The sequence below is a fragment of the Rhodopila sp. genome (assembly GCF_035548235.1).
Taxonomy (GTDB): Bacteria; Pseudomonadota; Alphaproteobacteria; order Acetobacterales; family Acetobacteraceae; genus Rhodopila.
Window position 1 is genome coordinate 26,709 of record NZ_DASZTJ010000098.1, and the last position, 25,749, is coordinate 52,457.

Below are 25,749 nucleotides of genomic sequence, written 5' to 3' on the forward strand. Positions count from 1 at the left end.
ATGGCTGCCAGGCCCAAGCAGGCAGACACTCGGTTATCCTCTTCCTACCGCGAAAGCGGCAACGTGCCACGCGGTGCGAAACTTTGTCCAGGGTTACGAAGGCTCTAGGGATGGTTTCATGACGGGGCCGTCCGGCGCTCACCCCATCGACCGCGCCGCCATCGCATACCCGGCCCGATGCGCCGGGGACAGCCTGCAGCGCCCCGCGACCCGTTCCAGCAGCAGGCGCACGTCCGCCTTGGCCTCGGCCTTCAGCGCCGAGTCCAGGAACACCTGCTCCAGCACGTCCTGCTGCGCATGGCTGCCGCCCAGCCGGTACAGGTCACCCAGCACCGGACGCATCGCCGCCAGCGCGTCGAGGTGGCGGCCCTGCAGGTTCGCCAGCACCGCCTCGGTCGCCGGCAGGGCCACGGTGCGGACCAGCGCCGCCAGCGGCGAGTGTTCCCGGCCGAACGCGCGCATCCCGGCCAACATGCGCGAAGCGGCATCGTCCCGGCCGGTGGCGGCCAGGGCCATCATCCAGTGGGGCAGGGTGAAGGCCGACTGGCAGTCGCCAATGCGGCCCTCCGCCTTGTCCGCCAGCTCCGTCCACCGGTCGCCGACGTCGACCCGCAGGCGATGCAGCCGGTACAGCATCGAGGCGGCGTTCTGTACATCTATATAAAGGTCCGGCGCGGCGCCGGTCAGCGGCGAGCCCAGGTCGCGGAACCCCGCGTCATACAGCGCCAGCACCCGGTCGGTGTCGCCGAGTTCGAGGTGATACAGCGCCTGGTGCCACCACAGATGGTGCTTGAGGTTGTTGCCGCCGTCCCAATGCGGCTGCAGTGCCTCGACCCAGGCGATGCCCTCCCGCCGACGCCCGGTCATCTCCAGCACATGCGCGACCGCGTGCGCGCCCCACAGGTCCGCCGGGTTCACCCGGATCGCGGCCCGTCCCGCCAGTTCGGCTTCCAGGTAATAGCCGTTCTCCTCATGCGCGAAGCAGCGGCAGGCCAGGATGGAGCCGTAACCGGGCAGCGCCGCGCTCCAGTGCCGCTCGATCCCTCGCACCGAGGCCAGCATCGCATCCGCCCGCCCGGTCCAGAAATTGACGAAATGCGCCAGGCGGAATGCCAGGATGTCGTGCGGGTGATCGCGCGCGATCTGCTCCCAGATATCGGCCGCGCGCTCCGGATCGCCCTCGATCCAGGCATCGAGCGCGGCCTTGTGCGCTTCCTCCCGCTCGGTCCCGGCGGCGCGGCGTGCGGCGGCCAGCGCCGCCCTGGCACCGGGCAGGCCGGCGGCGTTGAAGCCCATCATCAGCAAGTAGCCCTGGAGGCAATGCGCCATGCCAAACGCCGGATCGGCCGCCATCACGGCGTCCATCCGGGGTTTCATGTCGGCGCGATAGCCCAGGTATCCGTCCACGACCCGGTCGAACGCGGCGACCGCCTGTTCGGAATCGGTCGTGTAGGTGACGCCGCGGCAATCCTGGAACATTGGTTCATCCTCCCGGTCCAGTGCCTTAGCATGGTCCGGAACGACGTGTCAGAGGGACAGCGGAGGCGTCAGACCGGCGTCAGGGAAACCTTGGCGACACCGCGGCGGATGATGCCCAGTTCCTGGGCGGCGGAGCGGGAGAGGTCGAGGATGCGGCGGTTGGAATAGATCCGGTCGGTGACGGTGACGATCACTGAACGGCCGGTTGCCTGGCAATAGACGCGGATCTTCGTGCCGAAGGGCAGCCAGGCATGGGCGGCGGTCAGCTCATTCTGGCTGAAGCGCTGGCCGCTGGAGGTGATCCGGCCGTTGTAGCGGGAGCTGTAATAGGACGCCTTGCCGGTCTCCCCCACCCAGGTCGCGTTGGCGGCGTGCTGCTGTGCTGCGACCGGGGTGACGACGTGATGCGGGTGGGGACGGGTGCGGGCCATTGCCGCGGGCTGCGACAGGATCAACGCGGCCGATGCCGCAAATATTGCCATAGCGCAATGGCTCTTCATACATGACCTCTCTAGATAGAGTGTGAAACGGTTGCAAAATTTGGCAAACCGTTACGCTTGTGGTTCAGTAGGCAATAGATCGCCGTCAATGCGGTCAAATTGACCAGCATTGTCTGAAAGGAATTCGCCAAAATGGCGAATTTGCGGCATTTTTTCGTGCCGCAAGAGGGTTTCCCTCGTTCCATGACTGGCAACATGCTCAGAAATGACTGTCGTGACAACCCCAATACCGAAGATTCTGTTCGATTTGACGATAGACACGCCTTCCGCAATGGTCGGCCCGTGAAGTCCAGGGTGGGAAAAACGGCCATTCTCCAATGATCTACAGCCTTTTGACTGCGTTGATCGGCGTATTCGCCGCCGCCGTTCTGCGCGGTTTCACGGGATTCGGCTTTGGACTGGCCAGTGTGCCGCTGCTGAGCCTCGCCCTGCCGCCCAAGGAAGTCGTGCCCCTGGTCGTCGTGCTGCAGGTGGCCATAGGCCTGATGGGCCTGCGGAGCGCGGCGAAGCTGTGCGACTGGCGCGCGGTCGGGACGCTGCTGCCGGGCCTGTTGGTGGGGGTGCCGATCGGGCTGACGGTCCTGACCGGCTTTGCCCCGAACGCGGTGCGCTTGGCGATCGGCCTGATCATCCTGGCCTCGGTCGGGTTGGTCCAACAGGGCCTGCGGCTGCCGCCCCGACCGTCCTGGCGGGTCGGCGCGGGGGTCGGGATGGTGTCGGGGATCATCAGCGGGCTGGCGTCGATGGGCGGCACGCCCGTGGTGGTCTATCTGCTGGCGATCGGCCACTCCGCGTCGCGCATGCGGGCGACCACCATCGTCTATTTCATGCTGTCAGGTTGCGCATCCCTGGTGCCGATGGTCTGGCGAGGCCTGATCACGCGTGATGTCCTGATCTGGGCGGTGACGACGACCCCCATCCTGTTCCTGGGTACCCGCCTCGGGACCTGGGCGTTCCACCGCGCCCGGCCGGTCCATCACCGGATGACGGCCCTCGCGACGCTGACGGTGCTGGGGGTGGCCCTGATCGGGCGGGCCCTGCTGGGCTGACCGGCATGAGGCCGGCCGCGGCGCGAAGGGCCTGACACACCCAGCGAAAACCGCGCCGCTACCGCCGGGCCGTCAGGTGCCGTGACAGCCGCTTTGCCGTGAACTCGGCCCCGCAGGCGAACCGCAGCACGGGGCCGAACGCGTTGGCGGCCGACGCGCCGACGAAATACAGCCCCTTCACCGATGCGCCGAAATGGGAATCGAGCACCGGCGTCTCCTCCACCGACCGGATGTCCCCCCGCAGCGCGGCGTCGAGGAAGCCCAGCCGGCGGAGGTCCACGCGATAGCCGGTGCCGGCGACGACATGGTCGACCTCCAACTGCGATCGGCTGCCGTCCTCTCCGGCGAGGTCGAGCCGGACCCGCCCGTCGACCGGGTTTACCCGCTCCACGCGCGTGGACACGCGCAGCGGCATCTTGCCCTCGACATGCTCGCGGACGAACCAGCCGGGCGCCGGGCCGAGATGCTTCCGCACCACCTTCAGCCGGAACGCCTCCGGCATCGCATGGAACACCAGTGGCGCATGGGTGCAGAGGAAGGACGGCCAACCCGGGCCGACCGTCGTGGTGGGTGCCCGCACCTTCTCCATGAAGGTCCGGCCGCCGGGCGGGGGCGGGTTGTGGAAATGGATCACCGGCTTGCGCGCGATCACCTCCACCTTCGCGCCCGCCTGACCCAGCAAGGCGGCCGCGTCGATGGCGGAGGCGCCGGCCCCGATCACAGCGACCGACTTGCCGGCGAAGCCGGACAGGTCGGTATGGTCCGAGCTATGCGTCACCAGCGCCTTGTCGATGCCCCGGAACACCTCGGGCAGATAGGCGAAGTGGCAGATACCGATGGCGAGCACGACCCGGCGCGCGGTGAACGTCTCCCCGTCATCCAGGGTCAGGCGCCAGGCCGCGCCATCGCGGGTGAGGCCGAGCAGCATCTTCTCCTCGACCATCGGCACCATCCGCTGCTGGAAGGCGAGGCCGTACTCGCAGAACACCTCCAGCGGCACCGGCAGGCCGAGATCGGCATAGGGGATGCCGTTTTCCGCGCAATAGGCGCGCAGCGGCAGCACGCCGCGCGGGTCATAGAGCGAGGACGCGAAGCCGTCGGATTTCAGCTTCATGCCCTTGGGCATCTGGGTGCGCCAACTGAACATGGGCGTCCCGAAGATGCGGAAGTCAGCACCTGCCGCCCGCAGATAGGCCGCGAGCGACAGGCCATAGGGGCCGGCGCCGATGATCGCGATGTCGGTAGTCGTGCTCATGCTGTGTTCCGAGCCTTGTTCCGTAGGCAGCAGAAGGCGTCGATGCGATCCACGCGGCGCAGGGCAGGACCCTCCCCGGTTTGGCAGGGTCCCGGCTGGCGAGCCGAACGGCGGCGAAGCCTTATGAGGGTTGCGTTATTCCAGGATAAAGCTTGCGTTATTCCAGGTTGTAGCTTAATGGCTTTTCTCAACTGATGCGACGGGAGTATAGTTTCGATCTCGCAGCAACAGCATCGCTGATGAGGGGAGAGGCGGCGCAGCGTTCTACAGGACAAATAATCTCGCGGGCAACCAAACGATCCCTTTATCGCAGATGAACAACTTGCCGAATGTCGCGTGTGCCGTCCCGCCTGCCGTGATGCTGGTGGACGGTTCCTACTGGCCCTGCTCGGCCCGCCTCGCCATCCGCTTCTCGGACTTGGGCGCCCGTGTCGTCGGCGTGTGTCCCACGCGCGGCCATCCTCTGCCAGGGACGGCGGGCCTTGACGCCGTGTATGAGTATCCGGTCCAGGATACCGCCGCCGCGCTGGTCGCGCTGATCGAAGCGGAAAAACCGGACCTGATCGTGGTGTGCGACGACCATGCGCTGGTCGACCTGCAGCATGCGCACGCCCGGGCCCGTTCCCAGGCCAATGCCTTCGTGGCGAGCCGGATCGAGCGGTCGATGGGCGACCCGCGCGCCTTTCCGGCCATGCTCTCCCGCGGCGCGCTGCTCACTGCGGCGGAGCAGGAGGGAGTGAGGGCGGTGCCCAGCCGCGACCTCCCCGACGAGGCGGCGCTGGCGGCGTGGCAGGCGGACCACCCGTTCCCATTCGTCCTGAAACGGGACGGCACCAGCGGCGGCACCGGCGTCGTCGTCGCGGTTTCCCCGGCCGAAGCCTTGAGCGCGTTCCGCCAACTGTCCCGGCCGCTGGGCTTGATGCGGGCGCTGAAGAACAGGGTCGTGAACCGCGACCGGTTCGCCATGCGCGAATGGCGTCGGGCGGAGCGCGGGCGGGTCAGCGTCCAACCCTTCGTCGCCGGCCGACCGGGAAACTGCGCGGTCGCGTGCTGGCAGGGCGAGGTGGTCGCGTTCCTGGCCGTCGAGGCCCTGCACACCCAGGGACCCACCAGCGCCGCCACCATCGTACGGCTGATCGACAGCCCTGACATGCGACGGGCGGCGGAGCGCATCGTCCGCCGGCTTGGCCTGTCGGGCTTCTGCGGCTTCGACTTCATCATCGAGAACGGGACGGGGCTGGCGTCGCTGATCGAAATGAACCCGCGGATCACCATGCTCTGCACCTTGGCCGGCGGGGCGGGCGGCGACCCGGTCGCGGCACTGATGGGCAAGATCACCGGCGCGGCCTGCCATGCCGCCTCGACCATCGGCGAGAACCCGCTGGTGGCCTATTTCCCCCATGCCTGGCAGCAGGGCGCGCCGGCCGACCTGCTGCGGACCACCCACCACGACGTCCCTTGGAGCGATCCCGGTCTGGTCCGCCGGCTGTGCGATCGCCCCTATCCGGTGCGGGGCCTCCTCGCGCGCCTTCTGGGCGGCGTGCTCGGCAAGCAGGGCCCGCGGCCCGTCGACATGGCGCAGTTCGCCGACCGGATCGGGGCTCAGGATGCGGTCCGCTCATCCGCCCGGCTGCCGTCGCGGGTGGTCGAGAGCGTCTAGCGCCAGTCAGATATTCCCACCCGCGACGCTGCCCATATCGGCGACGGCTTCGGACGGTCTCAATCTTCGATCCGAGCGGTGCGGACCTGCTTGAGTCCGGATCGGCGGGCCTTGGCTTTCAACCGGCGTTCCTGGGACCCCAGCGTCGGCTTCGTCGCGATCCGCCGTTTCGGCGCCACCGCCGCGCGGCGGATCAGGTCGGTCAGCACCGCCAGGGCCGCCGCGCGGTTGCGTTCCTGCGACCGGTGCTCGCGCGCGGTGATGACGATCTCGCCTTCCTGCGTCAGCCGCCGCCCGGCCAGGCGTTCCAGTCGTGCGCGCAGCGGCGGCGGCAGGTCGGCGCGGTCGAGCGACAAGCGAAGCTGTACCGCCGTCTCCACTTTATTGACGTTCTGTCCGCCGGGACCCGAGGCGCGCAGGAAGGTCTCGCTCAGCGCCCGTTCATCGAGGCTCAGGCTGCGGGTGATCCGGATCATCGGCCGGGTCCGCCGCGCGGGACAATGCTGATGACCTTGTAACGACCGGTCTGCTGCGTCATAGTCGATGTGCCAACGATAAGCGGCATCGTGCCGCAACACAGGGAGACGAAATCCATGACCTCGCGCTTGTCGCGTCGCAAGGCGTTGCGCCTAGGCGCTGCCGCCACGGCCCTTCCACTTGTCCACGTCAGCACAGCGGGCGCCGCAGGGCGGTTGAGTCTGGCGCTTTGGGACCATTGGGTGCCTGCCGGGAACGATGCGATGCGCAAGGTTATCGCCGCCTGGTCCGAGAAGAACAAGGTCGACGTCCAGGTCGATTTCCTGACCGCCATCGGCAATAAGATCAACATCACCATGGCGGCCGAGGCGCAGGCGAAGACCGGCCACGACATCTACGCCTTCGACATGTGGTCGGTGCACGAATATGCCGACTCCCTCGATCCGGTCGATGCGATCATGAAGGACTTCATCGCCAAATACGGCAAGATCGGCCGCGCGTACGAGTATCTGGGCGTCTCCGGCGGGCACTGGAAGGCGGTCCCCGTGGCCTGGGGTTCGGCCCCGCTGACGCCCTGCGCACGCATCAGCCTGATGCAGAAACACGCCGGGGTCGATGTCCGGAAATGGTTCCCGAACGCGCCGGCGACGCCCGAGGCCTCGGCCGACTGGACCTATGACACCCAGCTCAAGGCCGCCGAGGCCTGCGCCAAGGCAGGGTATCATTTCGGTTTTGGCTGCGGTGCCACGACCGACTCCAACCAGACCTGGGGGGCGACGTTCGGGGCGTTCGGCGCCGACCTCGTGGACGCCAAGGGCAACGTCACCGTCGATTCCGACAACGTGAAGATGGCGCTGGAATATGCTAAGAAGATGATCCCGTGGCTGCCCGCCGACACCGTCAGCTATGACGACGCGTCGAACAACCGGGCGCTGATCTCCGGCAAGTCGGCGATGATCTGGAACCCGCCGTCGGCCTGGGCGGTGGCCAAGCGCGACAACCCGTCGATCGCCGAGGATTTGTGGACCTTCCCCAATCCGCGCGGACCGAAAGGCCGGTTCGTGCCCATGCGGCCGTATTTCTTCGGCATGTGGAGCTTCGCGCAGAACAAGTCCGCCGGCATGGACATCCTGCGCTACCTGGGCGAGCGCGAGCAGATGGAGACGCTGACCTCCGCCGTGTTCGGCTATGACATCCCGCCCTATCTCTCGATGTCCGACTTCAAGATCTGGGCGGAGGTCGAGCCGCCGAAGGGCACCGTCTACAACTACCCGATCCGCCCCTGGCACGACGCGGAATATTACGTCACCGGCTCTTCGGGGCCGCCCGAGATCGGCGTGCAGGCCTGGAATCGCGGGCTGATCCCGACCATGGTCTCCAAGCTGGTCGCCGGCCAGTCGATCGAGCAGTCGATCGCCTGGGCGAAGGATGAGCTGGAAGGGTTCATGCGCTGAACGGGTGACATGAGCGGCCCAAGGGTATAGACGATCCGGCCCGCCGGGACCGGGGACATCGAGTCAACCGGTCCTCGCCTGTCGTTTTCTCGCGCGACCCGGACCTGCCAGGCGTCGCGCCCTGACCGCCGGATCGTCGCCCCCCATGACCCTTGCCGCGTTCCTCCGTCACCTGGGCCTTGCCGCGGCGCTGATCCTGGTCTCGGCCGCCGTGGTGCGGCTGATGATCTCCGTGCGGATCATGGACACGCCGGAGACGCGCAAGCTGCACGTCAAGCCGACGCCCAAGGGCGGCGGGGTCGGCGTCGTCGTCACCTTCCTGCTCGGCATCGCGGTGCTGTACCGCTACGGCGAGTTCGCGCGCCTGGCCGATCCGTATTTCCGGGGCGTGATCGAGGCGTCGGTGGCGATCGCCGTCGTGTCGTTCCTGGACGACCTGTATGACTGGCCGTTCAGCATCAAGCTGACGGCCCAGCTGGCGGCGGCCCTGGTGGCGGTGACGAGCGGGCTTTACGTCAGCGATCCGCATGTCCCCTGGCGCGGGGCCTGGGCGCTGGGCTGGATCGGCGCGGCGGCGTCCCTGGCCTGGATCATCTTCACCACCAACGCGATGAACTTCATCGACGGCATGAACGGCCTGGCCGGCGGGGTCAGCCTGATCGCCTGCCTGTTCATCGTCTTCATCGCCGAACAGCACGGCGGCTGGTTCGCCTATGCCGCGGCCGGGCTGCTCGCCTGCGGCCTGGCGGGGTTCCTGCCGTTCAACTTCCCTCGCGCCCGGATCTTCATGGGCGATGTCGGCAGCCAGTTCTGCGGCTTCATCCTGGCGATGCTGGCGATTGTCGCCAGCCGCTTCGACGGGGTGGAACTGTCGTTCCTGCTGATGCCGATGCTGCTGTCGGGCGTGCTGTTCGACGTCGCCTTCACGCTGGTGCGGCGCGTCCTGCAGCACGAGCCGATCGCGCGGCCGCATCGAGGGCACCTGTACCAGGTGGCGCAACGGTCGGGCATGAGCCCGGTGGCGGTGACGCTGCTGCATTGGGGGTTCGCGGTGTACGGAGGGTGCTGCAGCCTGGTCTTCGTCTCGAGCCCCGCGATGTGGAAGCCGGCGGTGCTGTTGCTTGTGGTACCGCCCCAGGTGGTTTGGGCGACCTGGGTGACGCGGCGGGCGCGGGCGGTGACGCTGGGGCGGTGGGGGTAGAACCAGGCATCGGCTGCCGCGCCGCCCGGCCATGGGCGCTAGGCCGAAGGCGGTGATCCGGCTTCGGTTTCGCACATGGGAGCCCTGGACGTCGCTGTATCATGTGCCGGAAGTACCCGCCGGTTGACGAGGTGGTCGGCCAATCGCAGGGCAAGGGCCAAGGCTGTCAATGTTGGATTGGCGAAGCCCGAGGTCGGCAGGACCGATGTCCCCGCCACAAACAATCCGCGCGTTCCCCAAACCTCGCAATGCGTGTCGACGACGCCGGTTGACGCGTCCGTTCCCATTCGGACGGTTCCGATATGATGCCCGCCCTGGGGTACGAGTGCGTGCCTGACACGGCTGGGGAAGTCGGGATCAAGCGCCACTTCGCCCAGACCGGTGCTGGCGACAGATGTGGCCAGCGCATGATACGCCCGGCAGATGGCCTCCAACTCGGCCTCGTGATATCGCCAGTCCACGATCAGCCGTGGCATGCCCAAAGGATCCGCCTCCTGCCCAAGCCGAACGCGTGACTCCGGGTTGGGCACCTGCTCGGCGTTGAATTCGAGCGGGTACAGACCATCCTTTCGATACAAGAATATCGACGGCAGTTTTCGCGACGCCAGAATCCGTCGCACCAGCCAGTCTGTGCTGAACCGCGCCAGGCCGGGCAGGCCCAAGAGGATATTCGGCACATGGTCGCGCCACACTTGCGCGCTGCGCAGGTTGCCGAACCGCGAAGTCAGGCTGCGGGCATATTCCGGGGGTATCAGAAGATTCCGGACTAGAAACATTGTCGACAGGACGGAATTGGCGTGCGACGCATCGTCGATCGGCGGGCGGCTGGGGCGAAAGACGATGTTGGGCAGGTTGTCCCGCCGGCGCACGGTTTCCGACAGCAGCATCATCCGGCGCCCGTACACGCCGTCGACGGTCTTGTGAAAGTCGAAAGCCCAGGCGGTCTCGGGGTTGGCGAAGCGGATGGCGCCGGCATTGTCGCCGCTGCTGACCAGGTGGGTCATGTAGAACCGGCCCACCAGGTCACGCGCATTGCCCAGCCCACACGAGAGACTGCCCCGCGACGCCAACATCAGCCGGGGCGTTTCAAGGCCGCCACATGCCAATACGACGGTCCCTGCGGTGATCGTATGGCGGCGATTGGTCTCTGTCCGGAGTTCAAGCCCGGCGACCCGGGTTCCTGGACCGTTGGTGAGTACGTTTGTGCAGGTGGCGTTGCTGATCACCGTCACGTTTTCAGACTGAACCAATGCCTTTCCGAATTTGGCCCAGACATTCGTCGGCTTGCTGTATCGTTCGATACGATCAAGAACGAGGTCGCCGGCAGTCCCCGCGAGCGGCACCGGATGGTTCGGCAGGGCATTGGCGGCCGCGAACTCCGCCGGACCGGCATCGAGCAACGTGAGCGCCTCGGGTACATAGGAAGCAAACGCCGCATAGCTGATCGGCCACTCGTCGCGGCCGGGCGCCGGTGCGAAATCGGCTTCGTCGAAGGGGATGCAGCGGCCACCCCAGACCGTGGTCGTTCCGCCCAGCATCCGCCGCCGGTTCAACTCTGTCGGCGGATGCAGCGTGCCCTCGACCGTCTCGGCCTTGAAGAACCGGTCGTTGTCGGATGACCTGAAACGTTCGTTGCCGGCTTCAACCAGGACGATGCGGCCCACATGGTCCGCGAGCCTGGTCGCCAGGGCGACACCGACGGCACCCGCCCCGACGATCGCGACATCGGCTTCGGTCGTGCCGCCATCCGCCAGGGTTTCCGCCCCGCGAATCATTGTGCCGCAGGCAACAGGTCGTTGAGGTGATGTCGTGTGCTGGCGCCGACAATCGCGGCCGTGATGAAGTCCGGGGCGATGGCCGCCGCCACCGCTTCGCGCGCGGTCCGGTTCGCGGACTGGCTTCGTGCACGCAGGACTTCCCGCGCGAACAGCCCGATCTTGCGTCGCCGGATGGTTTCAAGTGTGCCGGTACCCGGCAGCGATTCGGCCAATACCAGCGGAACCTGGACCATGCTGAGCGCAGGTATCCCGACCGCGACGTCCAAGGCATCAAGGGAGTCCACCGACGCGCCAACCCGAGCGGCGTGGCCTCGACGGAGAATGTCAGCGAGAAAATCGTGAATTTCCGGCTTGCGTAACGTTTCAAGCGACGGGTCGTGGAGAAGCAACCCATGAAGCTGGTCGAGTTTCAGGCGACGCCTTGAAGCTTCGACCGCCTGCGCCAGATCGTTCGGCGAAAATTCATGCACGACGGACGCCGTGCGTGCCGTCAGCACGGCATTCCGAACCTCGGCCCGTGACCTCGCCGCCATCCGGAGGATTGGCTTGGCCAATCGAATCATGCCGGCATAGCGGCTGTGGCGACCACCGGCCTTGGTGACGACAAACAACCCTTGGTGGCGTCGAAGCAGACGTCCAAGGGTTCGCTCGCTGTCGCCCTGGCCATAGATATCGGCGGTGTCGAAAAAGGTGACACCGGCGTCGACCGCGGCCTCAAGCGTCGCTTCGATTTCTCGCATTGGGACGGGATTGCTGACCGATCCCACGCGCCCACAGCCGATGCCGAGCACGGAAATGCTGGCGCCATCACCAAAGGATCGCCGTATCATGAGTCCTACTACCAGAGCGGGAATATCGGGAGAATATTACGCTGCCAATGTGGGGCTGCTTTTAGCACGGATGCGCCCAGAGAGGGGAACTATTTTTGCATTTTTCGTCTAATTTAACGAATAGATAGGCCGCACTGTATCTTGATCTAGAAAAGGGACAATTTCACGCTCAGTCGGACCAGGCTTGTCGATTGTCCGACGAACCTTGCCTCCACCCCTCCGCCATGGTCCTTTGCCTCCGAACGCCAAGGACTACCCGCCCATGACCCAACCCCTCGCCGGCCTGCTTGTCGTCTCCCTGGAACAGGCCGTCGCCGCGCCCTATTGCGCTGCCCGCCTCGCCGATGCCGGCGCGCGGGTGATCAAGATCGAGCGGCCGGAAGGCGACTTCGCCCGCGGCTACGACAGCGCCGTCCAGGGCACGTCCAGCTATTTCGTCTGGCTCAACCGCGGCAAGGAGAGCCTGGTCGCCGATATCAAGAACCCGGACGACGCGGCGCTGCTGCATCGGATCCTGGCGAAAGCGGACGTCTTCATCCAGAATCTCGCCCCCGGCGCCGCCGCCCGGTCCGGCTTCGGATCGGCTGACCTGCGCGCGAAATACCCGCGCCTGATCACGGTCGATATCTCGGGCTATGGCGATACCGGCGAATACGCGTCGATGAAGGCCTACGACCTGCTGGTGCAGGCGGAGTCCGGACTGGCCATGGTCACCGGCCATCCCGCCGGACCCGGCCGGGTCGGCGTGTCGATCGCCGATATCGGCTGCGGCATGAACGCCTATACGGGTGTGCTGGAGGCGCTGATCGAGCGCGGCCTCACCGGCCGCGGCAAGGGCCTGAAGGTCAGCTTGTTCGACGCCGTCGCCGACTGGATGAACGTGCCGCTGCTGTATTTCGAGGGCACCGGCAAGGCGCCCCAGCGCATGGGCCTGGCGCATCCGTCGATCTGCCCCTATGGCGCCTTTGCCACCAAGGACGGTGCGCTGGTGTTGATCTCGATCCAGAATGAGCGGGAATGGGCGGCGTTCTGCGCGGGGTTCCTGGATGAGCCGGATCTGCCGAAAAAGCCCGGTTTCGAGACGAACAACATCCGCGTGGCGAACCGCGCGACGGTCGACGAACGGGTCGGCCGGGGTTTCGCGGTCCTGACCAGGGACGAAGCCGCCGCCAAGTTGCGCGCCGCCAACACGGCCTATGGCTTCGTCAACGACCTTGCCGCGCTGGGCCACCATCCTGCGTTGCGCCGCACGCCGGTGGCGCTGCCGACCGGTGGGACGGCAGAGATCGTCGCACCGGCGGTGATCCGCAGCGGAGAGACGCTCGCCCTGGGCCCCGTGCCCGCGATCGGCGCCCATTCGGCGGCGATCCGGACGGAATTCAAGGCGGGCTGATCGGGTTTACCGTTCTCGATCACTGAAGCCCGAGTGTCCGGTTCGGATAACCGGCGGCGTCGAAATACTTCGTTGCCCCAACGATCTGGTATTTCAACACCGTCACGTTTCCGTTCGCGTCCGGCCCCGACCGCAGCACCAGCGGGCGGGCGCGGATCGCAGCGCCGTTCGGCATCGCTTCCGTCAGCACCCGGCCGACCAGCTTGCCCTTGTCCTTCATGCGCAGGCCCATGATCCGGGCGATGGTCTTGCCCAGGTCGGCATTGCTGGCAGGGGCGGGGTCGATGTACTTGACCCGGAAATCCGGTCCTGCCGCCCCCATGATGTTGCGCGTATCCGCGCGGCTGAAGCTGCCATGCATGCCCTGGCCCTGCTGCAGGCCGGTGTCGGCGACCTCTACCCCGCAGGTGGTCGGATCGGCGCAACCGGTGGCGAAGGTGCGGAAATTCACCGCGATCGCCGGCATCGGCGTCACCGCCGAACCCTCCAGCGAGATCGCCGTCAGCGGCAGCGTGCCGGGGATCGGGCCCAGGCGCGAGTCCACGAACAATCCGCTGACGTAATCCTCGGCCGAGAGGATCTTCACCAGCTTCGCCGCAAGCGCCTTGTCGGGTGTCGGCATGTAGACAAGGTCGGACCCGCCATTGGCCGCGACCACCACGGCGGGATGCGCCGGGTCGTCACCGATCAGCCCGTTCGCCCGCGAGGGGTAGGCGCCATCCGCCACGGGCGCGTTTTTCGCGTCCGGATCGAACAGCTTCATGCCCAGGCCGTGGGCGATATCGATCGCAACGAAACCAGGCGGCAGGAACGCCGGCGGCACGTCCTTGTAGCTCTGCTGCGCGGCGAAGCTTGTGGTGCTTTCCTTGGAGATCGTCGAGAACCCGTGGTCCGATGTCAGGATCACGTCCGTCGTCGACTCCAGCCCCAGCGCTTTCACGGCCGCCAGCAGCTTCGCCAGGTCGTCGTCGGCGTTCTTGATCGCGGCCAGGGAGGTCGGTCCGTTGATGCCGGGCATCAGCCGGTTCAGCGAATCGCCCTGGTTATGCTGGGTACCGTCCGGATCGCGTGACCAGAACACCATGACGAACGGCCGCTTGCGCTGCTTGAACAGCGGCAGCACGACCTGCGCGGCCGCGTCGGCGAACCAGTTCTGCTGCGCGGCATTGGCCACGGTCGTGCCCGGCGTCTGGAAGGTGCCGGCCTTGGCATTGTCGCCTCGTGTCGGCGCCTGCAGCGGCAGTTCGGCGCCCTTCAGCGCCGCCTGCATCTCCTCCGACAGCGGGATGCCGCCGGCGCGGCCGGTGGAATCGTCCAGCACGATGGTCGGACTGCCCGTGCGGTCGGCATGGTCGAAGATCAGCGACGGTCCCAGCTTGCCGATGGTGGCGGTGGACAGGCGCGCGCCGGCGGCGGCACGCAGGATCGTCGTCTCGTTCAGGTAGTTTCCAGCGAAATGTTCGTCGACGTCACCCAGCACCGGATCGCTCTCCAGGAATGGCGTCAGGCTGCCGCCGGCGCCGGGGACCGGGAAGCCGCTATAGATCGTGTTGCTGAAATCGCCGGTGTCGCCCAGGTAATGGCCGGTTGCCATGGCCGAGGCGTTCGGCGTCGTGAAGGTCGGAAACAGCGAGTGGCTGTTGGCGAAGCGCACGCCGCGTGCCATCAGGGCGGCCATGGTCGGCGCCGTCGTCTCGTTCACCATGCCCGGCCGCAGCCCGTCCGCGACGAACAGGATGACGTTGCGCGGCCTGACCGGTTCGGCGGCGGCGGCACGTGACGGGACGGCGTGGCCCAACATGGAGACCGCGAGGGCGGTGGAGGCCAGCAGGCGAAACAAACGGCGCATGGGCAATTCCTCGGCACGGACCCGCGTTACCAAGCGGACCCGCCACCTCATTGCAAGCTCGGAACCACGCGGTTCCGTCGATGTCGTCAAGATTTCATATTCCCGTCGGACGGAACTGCCCAACGGCAATCGCCGGGGCGAACACGATCGCCGGTATCAACGCCAGGATCGCGCCATGGCCGGCGATCAGTCCGGCCACGCAACAGCACGCCGCAACGAGCCATCCGCGCCGCCGGGCGATCAGCATCGTGAAGGCGATGGAGCACAGCACGGCGCCGGTCAGTGAGCGGAACAATACCAGGCCGACATGGTCCTCCAGCGCCTGGAAGATCGGCAGGCCGCCGCCCGCACCTGGCGTGAAGGCCGGATGCGGCAGCAGCTTCAGCAGGTTGCCGAGCAGGATCAGTATGCCACCGGAACTATCGTAGAAGAGGTGGACGAGCGAGAGGATCAGGGCGGGCAGGATCGCGATGACGGCGCCCGCCAGGATGCTGGCGGCGGCGACCGCCAGCATGATCGCGCGCAACCCCCTTATGGCTTGCGCACCGCTGCGGCCAGGCCGCGTACCTGGTCCAGCACTGCTTCGACCGCGCCGGGCCTGGCCTTGCCGTCGGCGTCCAGATAGGTCGAAAGCGTATCGATCAGCGCCGAGGCCACCACCGCCGCGTCCGCCACGCGCGCGGCATGGCCGGCCTGTTCCGGCGTGCGGACGCCGAAGCCGATGGCGATCGGCAGTTGCGTCGCCTTGCGGATGCGCGGGATCGCCGTCGCCAGGTGTTCCTGCGTCGCGCTGGTGGTGCCGGTGATGCCCGTGATGCTGACGTAATAAACGAAACCGGAGCTGCCGTTCAGCACGTGCGGCAGCCGCTTGTCGTCCGTCGTCGGCGCCACCAGCCGGATCACGTCCAGTCCGCTGGCGTTGGCGAACGGCACCAGCATGTCCGCTTCTTCGGTCGGCAGGTCGACGATAATCAACCCATCCACGCCCGAGGCGGCGGCGTCGGCGCAGAATTTCTCGGGGCCATAGGACAGGATCGGATTCAGGTAGCCCATCAGCACGACCGGCGTCGCCTCGTCCTGGGCGCGGAATGCCTTCACCATCGACAGGACGCCGGCGACCTTCACCCCGGCGGCGAGGCCGCGCTTGCCCGCCGCCTGGATGATCGGCCCATCGGCCATCGGGTCGGTGAAGGGCATGCCGATCTCGATCAGGTCGGCGCCGGCGGCGGGCATGCCACGCAGCAGCGCCATGCTGGTTTCGCGATCCGGGTCATAGGCTTCCAGGAAGGGAATCAGCGCCCCGCGGCCCTGCTTCTTCAATTCCGCGAAACGGGCAGCGATGCGGCTCATAGCCTGACGCCCAGGTGTTCGGCGACGGCGAAGATGTCCTTGTCGCCCCGGCCGCAGAGATTCATCAGGATGATCTCGTCCTTGCCCATGGTCGGCGCGAGCTTGGTCACATGGGCCAGCGCATGCGCCGGCTCCAGCGCCGGGATGATCCCTTCCGTGCGCGTGCAGAGCTGGAACGCGGCCAGCGCCTCCTGGTCCGTCGCCGAGACGTATTCGACCCGGCCGATATCGTGCAGCCAGGAATGCTCCGGCCCGATGCCGGGATAGTCCAGGCCGGCGGAGATGGAATGCGCCTCGATGATCTGCCCGTCATCGTCCTGCAGCAGATAGGTGCGGTTGCCGTGCAGCACGCCCGGCCGGCCGCCGGTCAGCGAAGCCGCGTGCTGCCCGGTCTCGATCCCGTGGCCGCCGGCCTCCACGCCGATTAGGCGTACTGAGCGGTCGTCGAGGAACGGGTGGAACAGGCCCATGGCGTTCGATCCGCCGCCGATGCAGGCAACGGCCGCGTCGGGCAACCGGCCTTCGGCCTCCTGGAGCTGGACCTTGGCTTCTTCGCCGATCACCGACTGGAAGTCGCGCACCATCTGCGGATACGGGTGCGGGCCGGCGACGGTCCCGATCAGGTAATAGGTGTCCTGGACGTTCGCGACCCAGTCGCGCAGCGCTTCGTTCATCGCGTCCTTCAGCGTGCCGGCACCGGAGGTGACGGGCTTCACCTCGGCGCCCAGCAGCTTCATGCGGAAGACGTTGGGCTTCTGCCGCTCGACGTCGGTCGCGCCCATGTAGACGGTGCAGGGCAGGTTGAAGAGCGCGCACATCGTAGCGGTGGCGACGCCGTGCTGGCCGGCGCCGGTCTCGGCGATGATGCGGGTCTTGCCCATCCGGCGGGCCAGCAGGATCTGGCCCATGCAGTTGTTGGCCTTGTGGCTGCCGGTATGGTTCAACTCGTCGCGCTTGAAGTAGACCTTGGCGCCGCCGAGTTCCTGGGTCAGCCGTTCGGCGAACCACAGCGGGCTGGGCCGGCCCACATAATGGGTCAGGTGGTGCTTCAGGTCCGCGTCGAAATCCGGGTCGGCCTTGGCGGCATTATAGGCGCGCTCGACCTCCAGGATCAGCGGCATCAGCGTCTCGGCGACGAAGCGGCCGCCATACTCGCCGAAACGGCCCCGTTCGGTGGGGCCGGAGCGAAGCGTATTCTGGATGTTCACACGACCTTCTCCTTGCCAGGGTGGTTCTACGCGCTGGCCGGGGCAGGTCAAGGTGCCCGATCCAGGCTGCCGGCCGCTGCAATGGCGTCTGGCACGGTACTTGCTGCGCCGCACAACGTCAGCAACGCCGGAACATCAGACATATGACCACAACGCGCCGTTCCATCCTCCAGGCCACCGCCGGCCTCGCGGGCCTCTCGGCCCTGCCAGGCGTCGCGCTCGCACAAAGCCGGGAGGAGACGCTCCGCTACGTCACCGGGGCCAACATCAATACACTTGACCTGACAGTCTATGGCTCGACCCGCGAAGCCTTCGGCCTGAGCATGGTCGTCTACGACCGCCTGGCCCGCTTCGGCCGCAAGCAGGTGAACGGCCACTGGACGTTCGACGCCAGCACGATCATCCCCGAACTGGCGCAGAGCTACACGGTCAGCCCCGACGGCAAGACGATCACCTTCAAGCTGCGGCCGGATGCGACCTTCCAGAACGGCGACAAGGTCACGGTCGAGGACGTGAAATGGTCGCTCGACCGCTGCGTCGCGGCGAAGTCTCTGGCGCCGCCGCAGTTCTTCCTGGGCTCGATGACCAAGACCGACCAGTTCGTCATCGTCGACGAGCATACGATCGCGGTGCACCTGCCCGACCCGGACCGCCTGGGGCTGGCCGATCTGTGCGTGCCGTATGCGCAGATCATCAACAGCAAGCTGGTCAAGCCGCATTGCACCGCCGACGATCCGTGGGGCCTGGACTGGACGAAGACCAACACGGCGGCGTCGGGCGCCTACATCGTGGACAAATGGACGCCCGGCGAAAGCGTCATCCTGCATCGCAATGAGCATTGGAAGGGCGGCCTGGGGGGCAAGTTGCCCTATTTCAAGCGGATCATCATCCAGACGGTGCCGGAAGCGGCGACGCGGGCGAACCTGATCGAGAAAGGCGATGCCGACCTGTGCATCGACCTGGCTGCCAGCGATATCTCCACGGTGGCGAAATCGGCCAAGTCGAAGGTCGTGTCCACCCCGCAGAGCAACGGGTTCACGCATATCAGCATGAACTGCAAGATGGCGCCGTTCGACAACGTCAAGGTGCGCCAGGCGGTCGCCGCGGCCCTGCCGTATCAGGACATGTTCAAGGCGGCGCTGTTCTCCCTCGGCAAGCCGCTGTACGGGGCGACCTGGACCACGCCGCCGACCGGCGACTTCCCGCAGCCGATGCCGTTCAATCAGGACCTGGCGAAGGCCAAGCAGTTGCTGACCGAGGCCGGGTTCCCCAACGGGTTCAAGACCACCTTCACCTTCTCGACCGGCGCCGCCGGGACCGCCGAACCGATGGCCGCATTGCTGAAGGAAGCGCTGGGCAAGATCGGCATCGACGTCACGGTGCAGAAGATGCCCGACGCCGAGTTCAACACCGGCGAAGCCAACAAGACGCTGCCCTTCTTCACCGACGCCGCCACCGCCTGGCTGCCGGCGACGGATTATTTCTTCCGGCTCTATTTCACCCGCGACCAGCGCTGGAATTTCGCGAGCTGGATCAACAGCGACATGGAAAAACTCTCCGGCGCCGCCCGTTTCGAGCTGAACGAGGCGAAATACCAGCAACTGGGCAAGGAGATGATCGAGCTGTACCTGGCGAACGTGCCGCTGATCACGCTGTGGCAGCCCAATCACGACGCGGCGATGGCGAAGAACATCAACGGGTACACCTACGAGTTCTACCGCCAGGCCGACTTCCGCGACCTGGTCCGGACGTGATGGGACAAGGCCGCTCCTTGCTGGTGGCCGGGACAGGCCGAGCAGGCCTTGGGAGAGCCGCCTTCGGGGGCATCACAACCGTCATGGCGGGCGGAGGCCCGCCGTCCGCGCCTGATCCCTGTATCGACCCCGCCGTGCGTGGCTGGCGCGCCATCGCCCGCCATGACGAGGCGGCGCCGGGTCCGGCCAATTGCGCGCCTGATCCCTGTATCGACCCCGCCGTGCATGGCTGGCGCGCCACCGCCCGCCATGACGAGGCGGCGCTGGCTCCGGCCAATTGCACGGCCTATGCGGGCCAAGTCCGACCGTGACGAGAGCGGAATAGAAATGACGGCACACCCATGACCATCCTCCTCGCCATCGCCCGCCGCGTCGGCCAGCGCCTGCTCTCTTCCATTCCCGCGCTGCTGGGCGTCGTCGTCATTACGTTCGTCCTGATGCGTGTCATGCCGGGCGATCCGGCCGTGTTCTTCGCCTCCGGCCCGAACGCCGGCGCGGCCGAGATCGCGGCGGTCCGGCACAAGATGGGCCTCGACAAGCCCATCCCGGTGCAACTGGTCCGCTATTTGGAAGACATCGCGACCGGCAACCTTGGCCGCTCCCTGGGCACCGGCCAGCCGGTGACGGCGGACATCGCGCAGCGGCTGCCGGCCTCGCTGGAGCTGACCTTCACCGCGCTCTTCATCGCCCTGGCGGCGGCCATTCCGCTGGGGGTGGCGGCGGCGCTCCGACCGGGCTCGATCGTCGACCATATCGTACGCATGCTGTGTACCGCAGGGGTCTGCGTGCCGACTTTCGTCTCGGGGCTGCTGCTGATCTACGTGTTCTACTACCTGCTGGGACTCGCGCCAGATCCCACCGCGCGCATCGACATCTTCGCCAGCACGCCGCCCGACATCACGGGGTTCTACCTGATCGACTTCGCGATCGTCGGCGACTGGTCGGGCTGGTGGGCCGCCTTCACCCAGTTGCTGCTGCCGGCCTGCACCATGGCGCTGTTCGTGCTGGCGCCGCTGGCGCGGATGACGCGCGCCTCGATGCTCGCGGTGCTGGGCAGCGACTTCATCCGCACGGCGAATGCGATGGGCGTCAGCCGCTTCCGCATCATCGTCGCCTACGCGCTGCGCAACGCCCTGCTGCCGGTGCTGACGATCACCGGCATCGTGTTCTCCACCATGCTGGGGGCGAACGTGCTGGTGGAGAAGGTGTTCTCCTGGCCCGGCGTCGCATCCTATGCGCTGGATGCGCTGCTGTCGGCGGACTACGCCCCGGTCCAGGCCTTCGTGCTGCTGATGGCGACGATCTTCGTGGGCGTGAACGTGGTGATCGACATCCTCTACGGCATCGCCGATCCCAGGGTGTCGGTGGAATGAGCGCCACCACCCGCCACGCCGTCTTCGTCCTGCGCGGCAATCCGGTCACCGCGCTCGCCGCCGCGGGGCTTGTCGCCGTCGTCGTCCTGGCGCTCGCCGCGCCGTGGATCTCGCCCTATGACCCGGTCGCCTCCGACGTGGCGCAGGCGCTCCAGCCCCCCTCCGCCGCACATTGGTGCGGCACCGACCAGCTTGGCCGCGACATCCTCTCCCGCCTGCTCTGGGCCGCTCGGCTCGACCTGCTGATCGCCGTGGTCGCGGTCGGGCTGTCCTTCGTGATCGGCGCGATGATCGGCGGGTTCTGCGGCTACAAGGGCGGGCGCCTGGACCGTTGGGTCGGCCGCATCGTCGACGTGCTGATGGCCTTCCCGCTGTTCGTCCTGGCCATGGCGCTGGTCGCCGCCCTGGGCAACCGGATGGAGAACATCATCATCGCCACCGCCGTCATCAACCTGCCCTTCTATACGCGCTTCGCCCGAGCGGAGGTGAATGTACGGCGCAACGCGGGCTGGGTGGAGGCGGCGAGGGCCAGCGGCGAGGGCCATTTCGCGGTCGTCATGCGTTTCCTGCTGCCCAACGTGCTGCCGGCGATGGCGGTGCAGATCAGCTTGAACCTGGGCTGGGCGATCCTGAACGCGGCCGGCCTGTCCTTCATCGGTCTGGGCGTCACCGCGCCGACCCCGGAATGGGGCATCATGGTCGCCGAGGGCGCCCGCTTCATCACCACCGGCAAATGGTGGCTGGTCGCCTATCCCGGCCTCGCCCTGATGCTGACCGTGCTGTTCTTCAACCTGCTGGGCGACGGGTTGCGCGACATCCTGGACCCGAGGATGCGGACATGACCCTGCTGTCGGTCGAAGACCTGCAGGTCAGCTTCTCCACCCGCAACGGCGTGGTGCGCGCGCTGCACGGGATCAGCTTCGACCTGGATGCCGGGCAGACGCTGGGTATCGTAGGCGAGAGCGGATCGGGCAAGTCCGTCACCTCGCTGGCGATCATGCGCCTGCTGGACAGGGCAGGGCAGATCGACAAGGGCCGGGTGACGTTCCAGGGCCGGGACATCACCAAGGCGAAGGCCGGCGAACTGCGCAGCCTGCGCGGCGCGGCGATGTCGATGATCTTCCAGAACCCCAGGGCCGCGCTGAACCCGATCCGCACCGTGCGGGACCAGATCGTCGACGTGCTGCGGGCGCATAAGGGCATGACGGCCGCCGACGCGCGCAAGCAGGCGCTGACGCTGCTGGAGGCGGTGCGCATCCGCGACGCCGAGAAGCGCCTGCACGCCTATCCCGGCGAGCTTTCGGGCGGGATGTGCCAACGGGTGATGATCGCCATGGCCATCGCCTGCGAGCCCGCGCTGCTGATCGCCGACGAGCCCACCACCGGGCTGGACGTCACCACGCAGAAAGTGGTGATGGACCTGCTGGCCGGCATCACCGCCGAACACGGGATGGCGACGATCCTGATCACCCACGACCTGGGCCTGGCGGCGAAGTATTGCGGGTCGATCGCGGTGATGGAGAAAGGCCTGATCGTCGAACGCGGCGAGACCGAGGCGCTGTTCCGGGGCGCCTCCCATCCCTACACACGGCGGCTGATCGCGGCGTCCCCGACACGGACGTCGACGCTGGCGGACCTGGCCGACCTGGACCCGTCTCCCCCGCCCTCGTGCCATGACCGGGCCAAGCCTGGCCATCGCACTGGGACAGGAGCAGGGGCGGCGGGAGAGACAAGGCCGAGCATGCGTGCCTCTGCCTCTCTGCACCCCGTCCGTTCCCCCGGCACCGGCCATCTCCTCGAACTCCAGCACGTCGTCAAAACCTTCTCGGGCGGCGTCAAGGCGGTCGACGACGTCTCCTTCCACCTCGAACCAGGCGGCAGCCTGGGGCTGGTCGGCGAGTCCGGATCGGGCAAGACCACGCTGTCGCGCATGATCTGCCGCCTGCTCGACGCCGACGGCGGCGACATCGTCTTCCTGGGCGAGTCCATCGCCCGCGTCCCCGCCAACGACTTCCACCGCGCGCCGCAGCGCCGCGACATCCAGATCGTCTTCCAGGATCCGAACGACAGCCTGAACCCGCGCTTCACCGCGTTCGACTCCATCGCCCACCCGCTGCGCCGGCTGGAACACCTGAAGGACGGCGCCACCCTGGCGGACCGCGTCAGGCAGGCCGCCGAACGCGCCGGCCTGCCGGCCGAACTGCTGACCCGCTTTCCGCACCAGCTATCCGGCGGGCAGAAGGCCCGTGTCGGCATCGCCCGCGCAATCGCGCCGCGGCCGAAGCTGCTGGTGCTGGACGAGCCGACCGCGGCGCTGGACGTGTCGATCCAGGCGGTTATCCTGCAACTGCTCGACCGTTTGCGGCGGGAGGACGACATCGCCCTGCTGTTCGTCAGCCATGACCTGAACGTGGTGCGCATGCTGTGCGACCAGATCGTCGTGCTGCGCCAGGGCAAGGTCGTCGAGACGGGCGCCAGCCAGGCCGTCTTCGATTCGCCGCGCGACGACTACACGCGCGCCCTGCTGGACGCGATCCCGCATTTCGAACCGGCGGGCGGGAGGCTCGCCTTTGCCGGATGACGCTCCCTTCGCGGCGGGCCTCGATGCCCTCGCCGCTCGGGTTCGCGACGACCTGGCGCGCATCGCCCATCCGCGCCTGCCTTGGATGGAGCCGGTCGCCGGCCCGGATGGGAAGCCCGCGCTGGACGTGCTGATCGTCGGGGGAGGGCAGTCGGGCGTCGCAATCGCGCACGGGCTGATGCGCGCGCATGTCGACAACGTCCTGGTCGTCGACAAGGCGCCGCGCGGCCTCGAAGGCCCCTGGCTGACTTACGCGCGGATGCCGACGTTGCGATCGCCGAAGGATTACACCGGGCCGGACCTCGACCTGCCCAGCCTGGCGTACCAGTCGTGGCACGAGGCGGTGTACGGGCCGGCGCATTGGCAGGCGCTGGAGCTGATCACCCGGCAGGACTGGGCCGCCTATCTGCTGTGGGTGCGCGACGTCACTGGCGTTCCCGTTGCCAACGAAACCGAATTGGTGGACATCGCGCCCGTTGAGGGTCTGTTGGAGGCACGCTTCGCCGGCGGCGGCGTTCGTTACGCGCGCAAGATCGTGCTCGCCACCGGCCAGGACGGCGGCGGGACGTGGTGGATGCCCGACTTCGTCGCCGCGCTGCCGGTCCATGTGCGGGCGCATACGGCGGACCCGATCGATTTCGCCGCGCTGCGCGGCCGGCGCGTCGCGGTGCTGGGCGCCGGCGCCTCGGCGCTGGACAACGCGGCGATGGCGCTGGAGGCCGGTGCGCGGGATGTCGCCCTGTTCTGCCGCCGGGCGGAACCGCAGGTGATCCAGCCGTTCCGGTGGCTGACGTTTGCGGGGTTCCTGCGGCATCTGTCGGACCTGGACGATGCGTGGCGCTGGCGGTTCATGAGCCATATCCTGGGACTGCGCGAGGGGTTCCCGCAGCCGACCTGGGACCGCTGCGCGCGCCACCCCGCGTTCCGCCTGCTGACCGGCCGGCCCTGGACCGGCGCGCGCATGGCGGGCGATGCGGTCCTGATCGACACGCCGGCCGGGCCGCACGAAGCCGACTTCCTGATCTGCGGCACCGGCATCATGATCGACTTCGCCGCACGCCCCGAGTTGGGTCGTTGCGCTGGAAACATTGCCCGCTGGCGCGACCGCTACGACCCGCAGCCAGCGGAAGCCGATGGGGATCCCGATGGGAAGGCCGATGGGGAAGCTGACGACCGCTTGGCGGATTTCCCCTATCTTGGTCCCGATTTCGCCCTGCTGCCGCGCCAGCCCGGCCTGACCGACTGGATGCGCGACGTGCATATGTTCAATATCGCCTCGACCATGAGCTTCGGTCCGTCCGGCGCGTCGATCAACGCGATGACGACCGCCGTCCCGAAGCTCGTCTCCGGCCTGACCCGCGGGCTGTTCACCGCGGACGTGGAAAAGCACTGGCGATCGCTGCGGGATTACGACGTTCCGCAGGCGATCCTGACGGAAAGGAAGACGCCATGAAGATACTGACCGAGGATGCCGTCCGTCACTACAAGGAAGAAGGCTTCCATTTCCCCGAACGGGTGATGTCGGCCGAGGACGCGCTGTGGTACCGGCGGGAGGTCGAGCGCACGTGCAGCGCCTCGGCGAACCCGGCAGAGGCGCGCAAGGGCACGATCTCCTATCGTGTGAAACCGTATCTGCTGTTCGAATGGGCGGCGGAGCTGGTGCGCCACCCGCGGGTGCTGGATGCGGTGGAGGACCTGATCGGCCCCGATATCCTGGTGTTCCACACGACGATGTGGTGGAAGACGCCCGGCTCTTCCAACCGCGTGCCGTGGCACCAGGACGGCACCTATTTCGGTCTGGCACCATTCGAGCATGTCACCGCCTGGGTCGCACTGAGCCCCAGCAACCTGGAGACGGGGTGCGTCCGGATCGTGCCGCGGACGCATGGGGACGGGCAGTTGCCGCATGCCGACGTGCCGGACCCGGACCTGATGCTGTCGCGCGGGCAGACGGTCGTCCTGAACGTCGATGAATCGAAGGCGGTGCCGGTGATCCTCTCGCCCGGCGAAATCTCGCTGCACCACACGATGGCGATCCATGCCTCGGACCCGAATACCGGGACCGACGACCGGATCGGGATCGGCATCAGCTACATCCCGGCGCATGTGCGCCATGTCGGCCCGACCCGCCTGACGGCGTCGCTGGTGCGCGGGGAGGATCGTTACGGCCATTTCGACCTGGAACCGCGCCCCCTCTCCGACCTCCATCCCGATGCCGTCGCCGCCCATCGCAAGAGCGACGCTCGGTTCTGGGAAGCGAGCCGGTCGATCCCGGAGATGGCCGGCATCCACTGACTGGCGGCCGGCGTCCCCTCGTCCCGGCGGGCCTGTGCCCGCCATGACGAAAGGCCCCGGTTTCGGCCCGTTCCGGCGACTGCGGCCCTGCACCCCCATGAGCAGCCGGTGAAGCCCCTCAGATCCCCGACACCGCCCGGTAGACGAACACCGATAGACCCAGGACGAAGATCAGGGCCGAGACGGTTGGTACCACCCAGGCGGGCAATGGCGCCTTGGCGTGGCGCTTCGGCGGCGGACCCAGCGCGGCGATCACCGTCTTG

The 25,749-nt window shown here is 67.3% G+C and carries 22 protein-coding genes; 11 read left to right on the plus strand and 11 right to left on the minus strand.

Going from position 1 to position 25,749, the window contains the following annotated elements; all coding sequences use genetic code 11:
- Nucleotides 1-138 precede the first annotated feature (138 nt).
- The 3 genes from VHB27_RS08090 to VHB27_RS08100 form a co-directional block, all read right to left on the minus strand.
- Nucleotides 139-1,479, minus strand: a complete 1,341-nt coding sequence (locus tag VHB27_RS08090) for a tetratricopeptide repeat protein (RefSeq protein WP_325599055.1) — start codon at nt 1,477-1,479, stop codon at nt 139-141.
- Nucleotides 1,480-1,547: 68 nt separating this feature from the next.
- A complete protein-coding gene (locus VHB27_RS08095) occupies nt 1,548-1,961 on the minus strand; it encodes a septal ring lytic transglycosylase RlpA family protein (protein ID WP_325599057.1) in 414 nt (137 codons plus the stop codon).
- A 69-nt stretch (nt 1,962-2,030) separates the two neighbouring features.
- On the minus strand, nt 2,031-2,240 hold the full coding sequence (locus tag VHB27_RS08100) for a hypothetical protein (RefSeq protein WP_325599059.1): 210 nt from the start codon (nt 2,238-2,240) through the stop codon (nt 2,031-2,033).
- A gap of 56 nt (nt 2,241-2,296) precedes the next feature.
- On the opposite strand from VHB27_RS08100, the gene VHB27_RS08105 reads away from it, so the two are divergent.
- On the plus strand, nt 2,297-3,028 hold the full coding sequence (locus VHB27_RS08105) for a sulfite exporter TauE/SafE family protein (protein ID WP_325599061.1): 732 nt from the start codon (nt 2,297-2,299) through the stop codon (nt 3,026-3,028).
- A 58-nt stretch (nt 3,029-3,086) separates the two neighbouring features.
- On the opposite strand, the gene VHB27_RS08110 is transcribed toward VHB27_RS08105, so the two are convergent.
- On the minus strand, nt 3,087-4,283 hold the full coding sequence (locus tag VHB27_RS08110; protein ID WP_325599063.1) for an NAD(P)-binding domain-containing protein: 1,197 nt from the start codon (nt 4,281-4,283) through the stop codon (nt 3,087-3,089).
- Between the two features lie 313 nt (nt 4,284-4,596).
- On the opposite strand from VHB27_RS08110, the gene VHB27_RS08115 reads away from it, so the two are divergent.
- The gene (locus tag VHB27_RS08115; RefSeq protein WP_325599065.1) at nt 4,597-5,943 is read left to right on the plus strand and encodes an ATP-grasp domain-containing protein; all 1,347 of its coding nucleotides are present in this window, start codon (nt 4,597-4,599) and stop codon (nt 5,941-5,943) included.
- Nucleotides 5,944-6,002: 59 nt separating this feature from the next.
- Here the strand turns inward: VHB27_RS08115 and arfB are convergent, their stop codons facing one another.
- A complete protein-coding gene (arfB, locus tag VHB27_RS08120; protein WP_325599067.1) occupies nt 6,003-6,419 on the minus strand; it encodes an alternative ribosome rescue aminoacyl-tRNA hydrolase ArfB in 417 nt (138 codons plus the stop codon).
- A 264-nt stretch (nt 6,420-6,683) separates the two neighbouring features.
- Between arfB and VHB27_RS08125 the strand changes: the two genes are divergently transcribed.
- The gene (locus tag VHB27_RS08125; RefSeq protein WP_325599069.1) at nt 6,684-7,874 is read left to right on the plus strand and encodes an ABC transporter substrate-binding protein; all 1,191 of its coding nucleotides are present in this window, start codon (nt 6,684-6,686) and stop codon (nt 7,872-7,874) included.
- Nucleotides 7,875-8,019: 145 nt separating this feature from the next.
- A complete protein-coding gene (locus VHB27_RS08130; RefSeq protein ID WP_325599072.1) occupies nt 8,020-9,075 on the plus strand; it encodes a glycosyltransferase family 4 protein in 1,056 nt (351 codons plus the stop codon).
- Between the two features lie 38 nt (nt 9,076-9,113).
- On the opposite strand, the gene VHB27_RS08135 is transcribed toward VHB27_RS08130, so the two are convergent.
- Complete coding sequence (locus VHB27_RS08135; RefSeq protein ID WP_325599074.1) at nt 9,114-10,739, minus strand: GMC family oxidoreductase; 1,626 nt, start codon at nt 10,737-10,739, stop codon at nt 9,114-9,116.
- Nucleotides 10,740-10,846: 107 nt separating this feature from the next.
- Nucleotides 10,847-11,683, minus strand: a complete 837-nt coding sequence (locus VHB27_RS08140; protein WP_325599076.1) for an aldo/keto reductase — start codon at nt 11,681-11,683, stop codon at nt 10,847-10,849.
- Between the two features lie 262 nt (nt 11,684-11,945).
- Here VHB27_RS08140 and VHB27_RS08145 point away from each other — a divergent pair, with 262 nt between their 5' ends.
- Entirely contained in the window at nt 11,946-13,076 is a 1,131-nt protein-coding gene (locus tag VHB27_RS08145) for a CaiB/BaiF CoA transferase family protein (RefSeq protein WP_325599078.1), read from the plus strand.
- Between the two features lie 19 nt (nt 13,077-13,095).
- On the opposite strand, the gene VHB27_RS08150 is transcribed toward VHB27_RS08145, so the two are convergent.
- From VHB27_RS08150 to trpB, 4 genes are all read right to left on the minus strand, one after another.
- Nucleotides 13,096-14,925 (minus strand): alkaline phosphatase family protein, encoded by a 1,830-nt coding sequence (locus tag VHB27_RS08150; RefSeq protein WP_325599080.1) that lies wholly within the window; start codon nt 14,923-14,925, stop codon nt 13,096-13,098.
- A gap of 94 nt (nt 14,926-15,019) precedes the next feature.
- Nucleotides 15,020-15,439: a hypothetical protein gene (locus VHB27_RS08155; protein WP_325599082.1), complete on the minus strand. Its 420-nt coding sequence runs from the start codon at nt 15,437-15,439 to the stop codon at nt 15,020-15,022.
- 17 nt (nt 15,440-15,456) lie between these two features.
- Nucleotides 15,457-16,275, minus strand: coding sequence for a tryptophan synthase subunit alpha (gene trpA, locus VHB27_RS08160; RefSeq protein ID WP_325599084.1), 819 nt, complete (start codon nt 16,273-16,275; stop codon nt 15,457-15,459).
- Entirely contained in the window at nt 16,272-17,483 is a 1,212-nt protein-coding gene (gene trpB / locus VHB27_RS08165) for a tryptophan synthase subunit beta (RefSeq protein WP_325599086.1), read from the minus strand. Before trpB ends, trpA begins: the two co-directional genes overlap by 4 nt.
- A 143-nt stretch (nt 17,484-17,626) precedes the next feature.
- Between trpB and VHB27_RS08170 the strand changes: the two genes are divergently transcribed.
- The 6 genes from VHB27_RS08170 (at nt 17,627) to VHB27_RS08195 (ending at nt 25,486) form a co-directional block, all read left to right on the plus strand.
- Nucleotides 17,627-19,237: an ABC transporter substrate-binding protein gene (locus tag VHB27_RS08170; RefSeq protein ID WP_325599088.1), complete on the plus strand. Its 1,611-nt coding sequence runs from the start codon at nt 17,627-17,629 to the stop codon at nt 19,235-19,237.
- A gap of 341 nt (nt 19,238-19,578) precedes the next feature.
- Nucleotides 19,579-20,610 carry an ABC transporter permease gene (locus VHB27_RS08175; RefSeq protein ID WP_325599090.1) on the plus strand — a complete coding sequence of 344 codons (1,032 nt, stop codon included), beginning with the start codon at nt 19,579-19,581 and terminating at the stop codon, nt 20,608-20,610.
- Nucleotides 20,607-21,452: an ABC transporter permease gene (locus tag VHB27_RS08180; RefSeq protein ID WP_325599092.1), complete on the plus strand. Its 846-nt coding sequence runs from the start codon at nt 20,607-20,609 to the stop codon at nt 21,450-21,452. The genes VHB27_RS08175 and VHB27_RS08180 overlap by 4 nt, the downstream gene beginning before the upstream one ends.
- Nucleotides 21,449-23,191 carry an ABC transporter ATP-binding protein gene (locus VHB27_RS08185; protein WP_325599094.1) on the plus strand — a complete coding sequence of 581 codons (1,743 nt, stop codon included), beginning with the start codon at nt 21,449-21,451 and terminating at the stop codon, nt 23,189-23,191. The genes VHB27_RS08180 and VHB27_RS08185 overlap by 4 nt, the downstream gene beginning before the upstream one ends.
- On the plus strand, nt 23,181-24,644 hold the full coding sequence (locus tag VHB27_RS08190; RefSeq protein ID WP_325599096.1) for an NAD(P)/FAD-dependent oxidoreductase: 1,464 nt from the start codon (nt 23,181-23,183) through the stop codon (nt 24,642-24,644). The genes VHB27_RS08185 and VHB27_RS08190 overlap by 11 nt, the downstream gene beginning before the upstream one ends.
- Entirely contained in the window at nt 24,641-25,486 is an 846-nt protein-coding gene (locus VHB27_RS08195; RefSeq protein ID WP_325599098.1) for a phytanoyl-CoA dioxygenase family protein, read from the plus strand. The genes VHB27_RS08190 and VHB27_RS08195 overlap by 4 nt, the downstream gene beginning before the upstream one ends.
- Nucleotides 25,487-25,749: the final 263 nt, after the last annotated feature.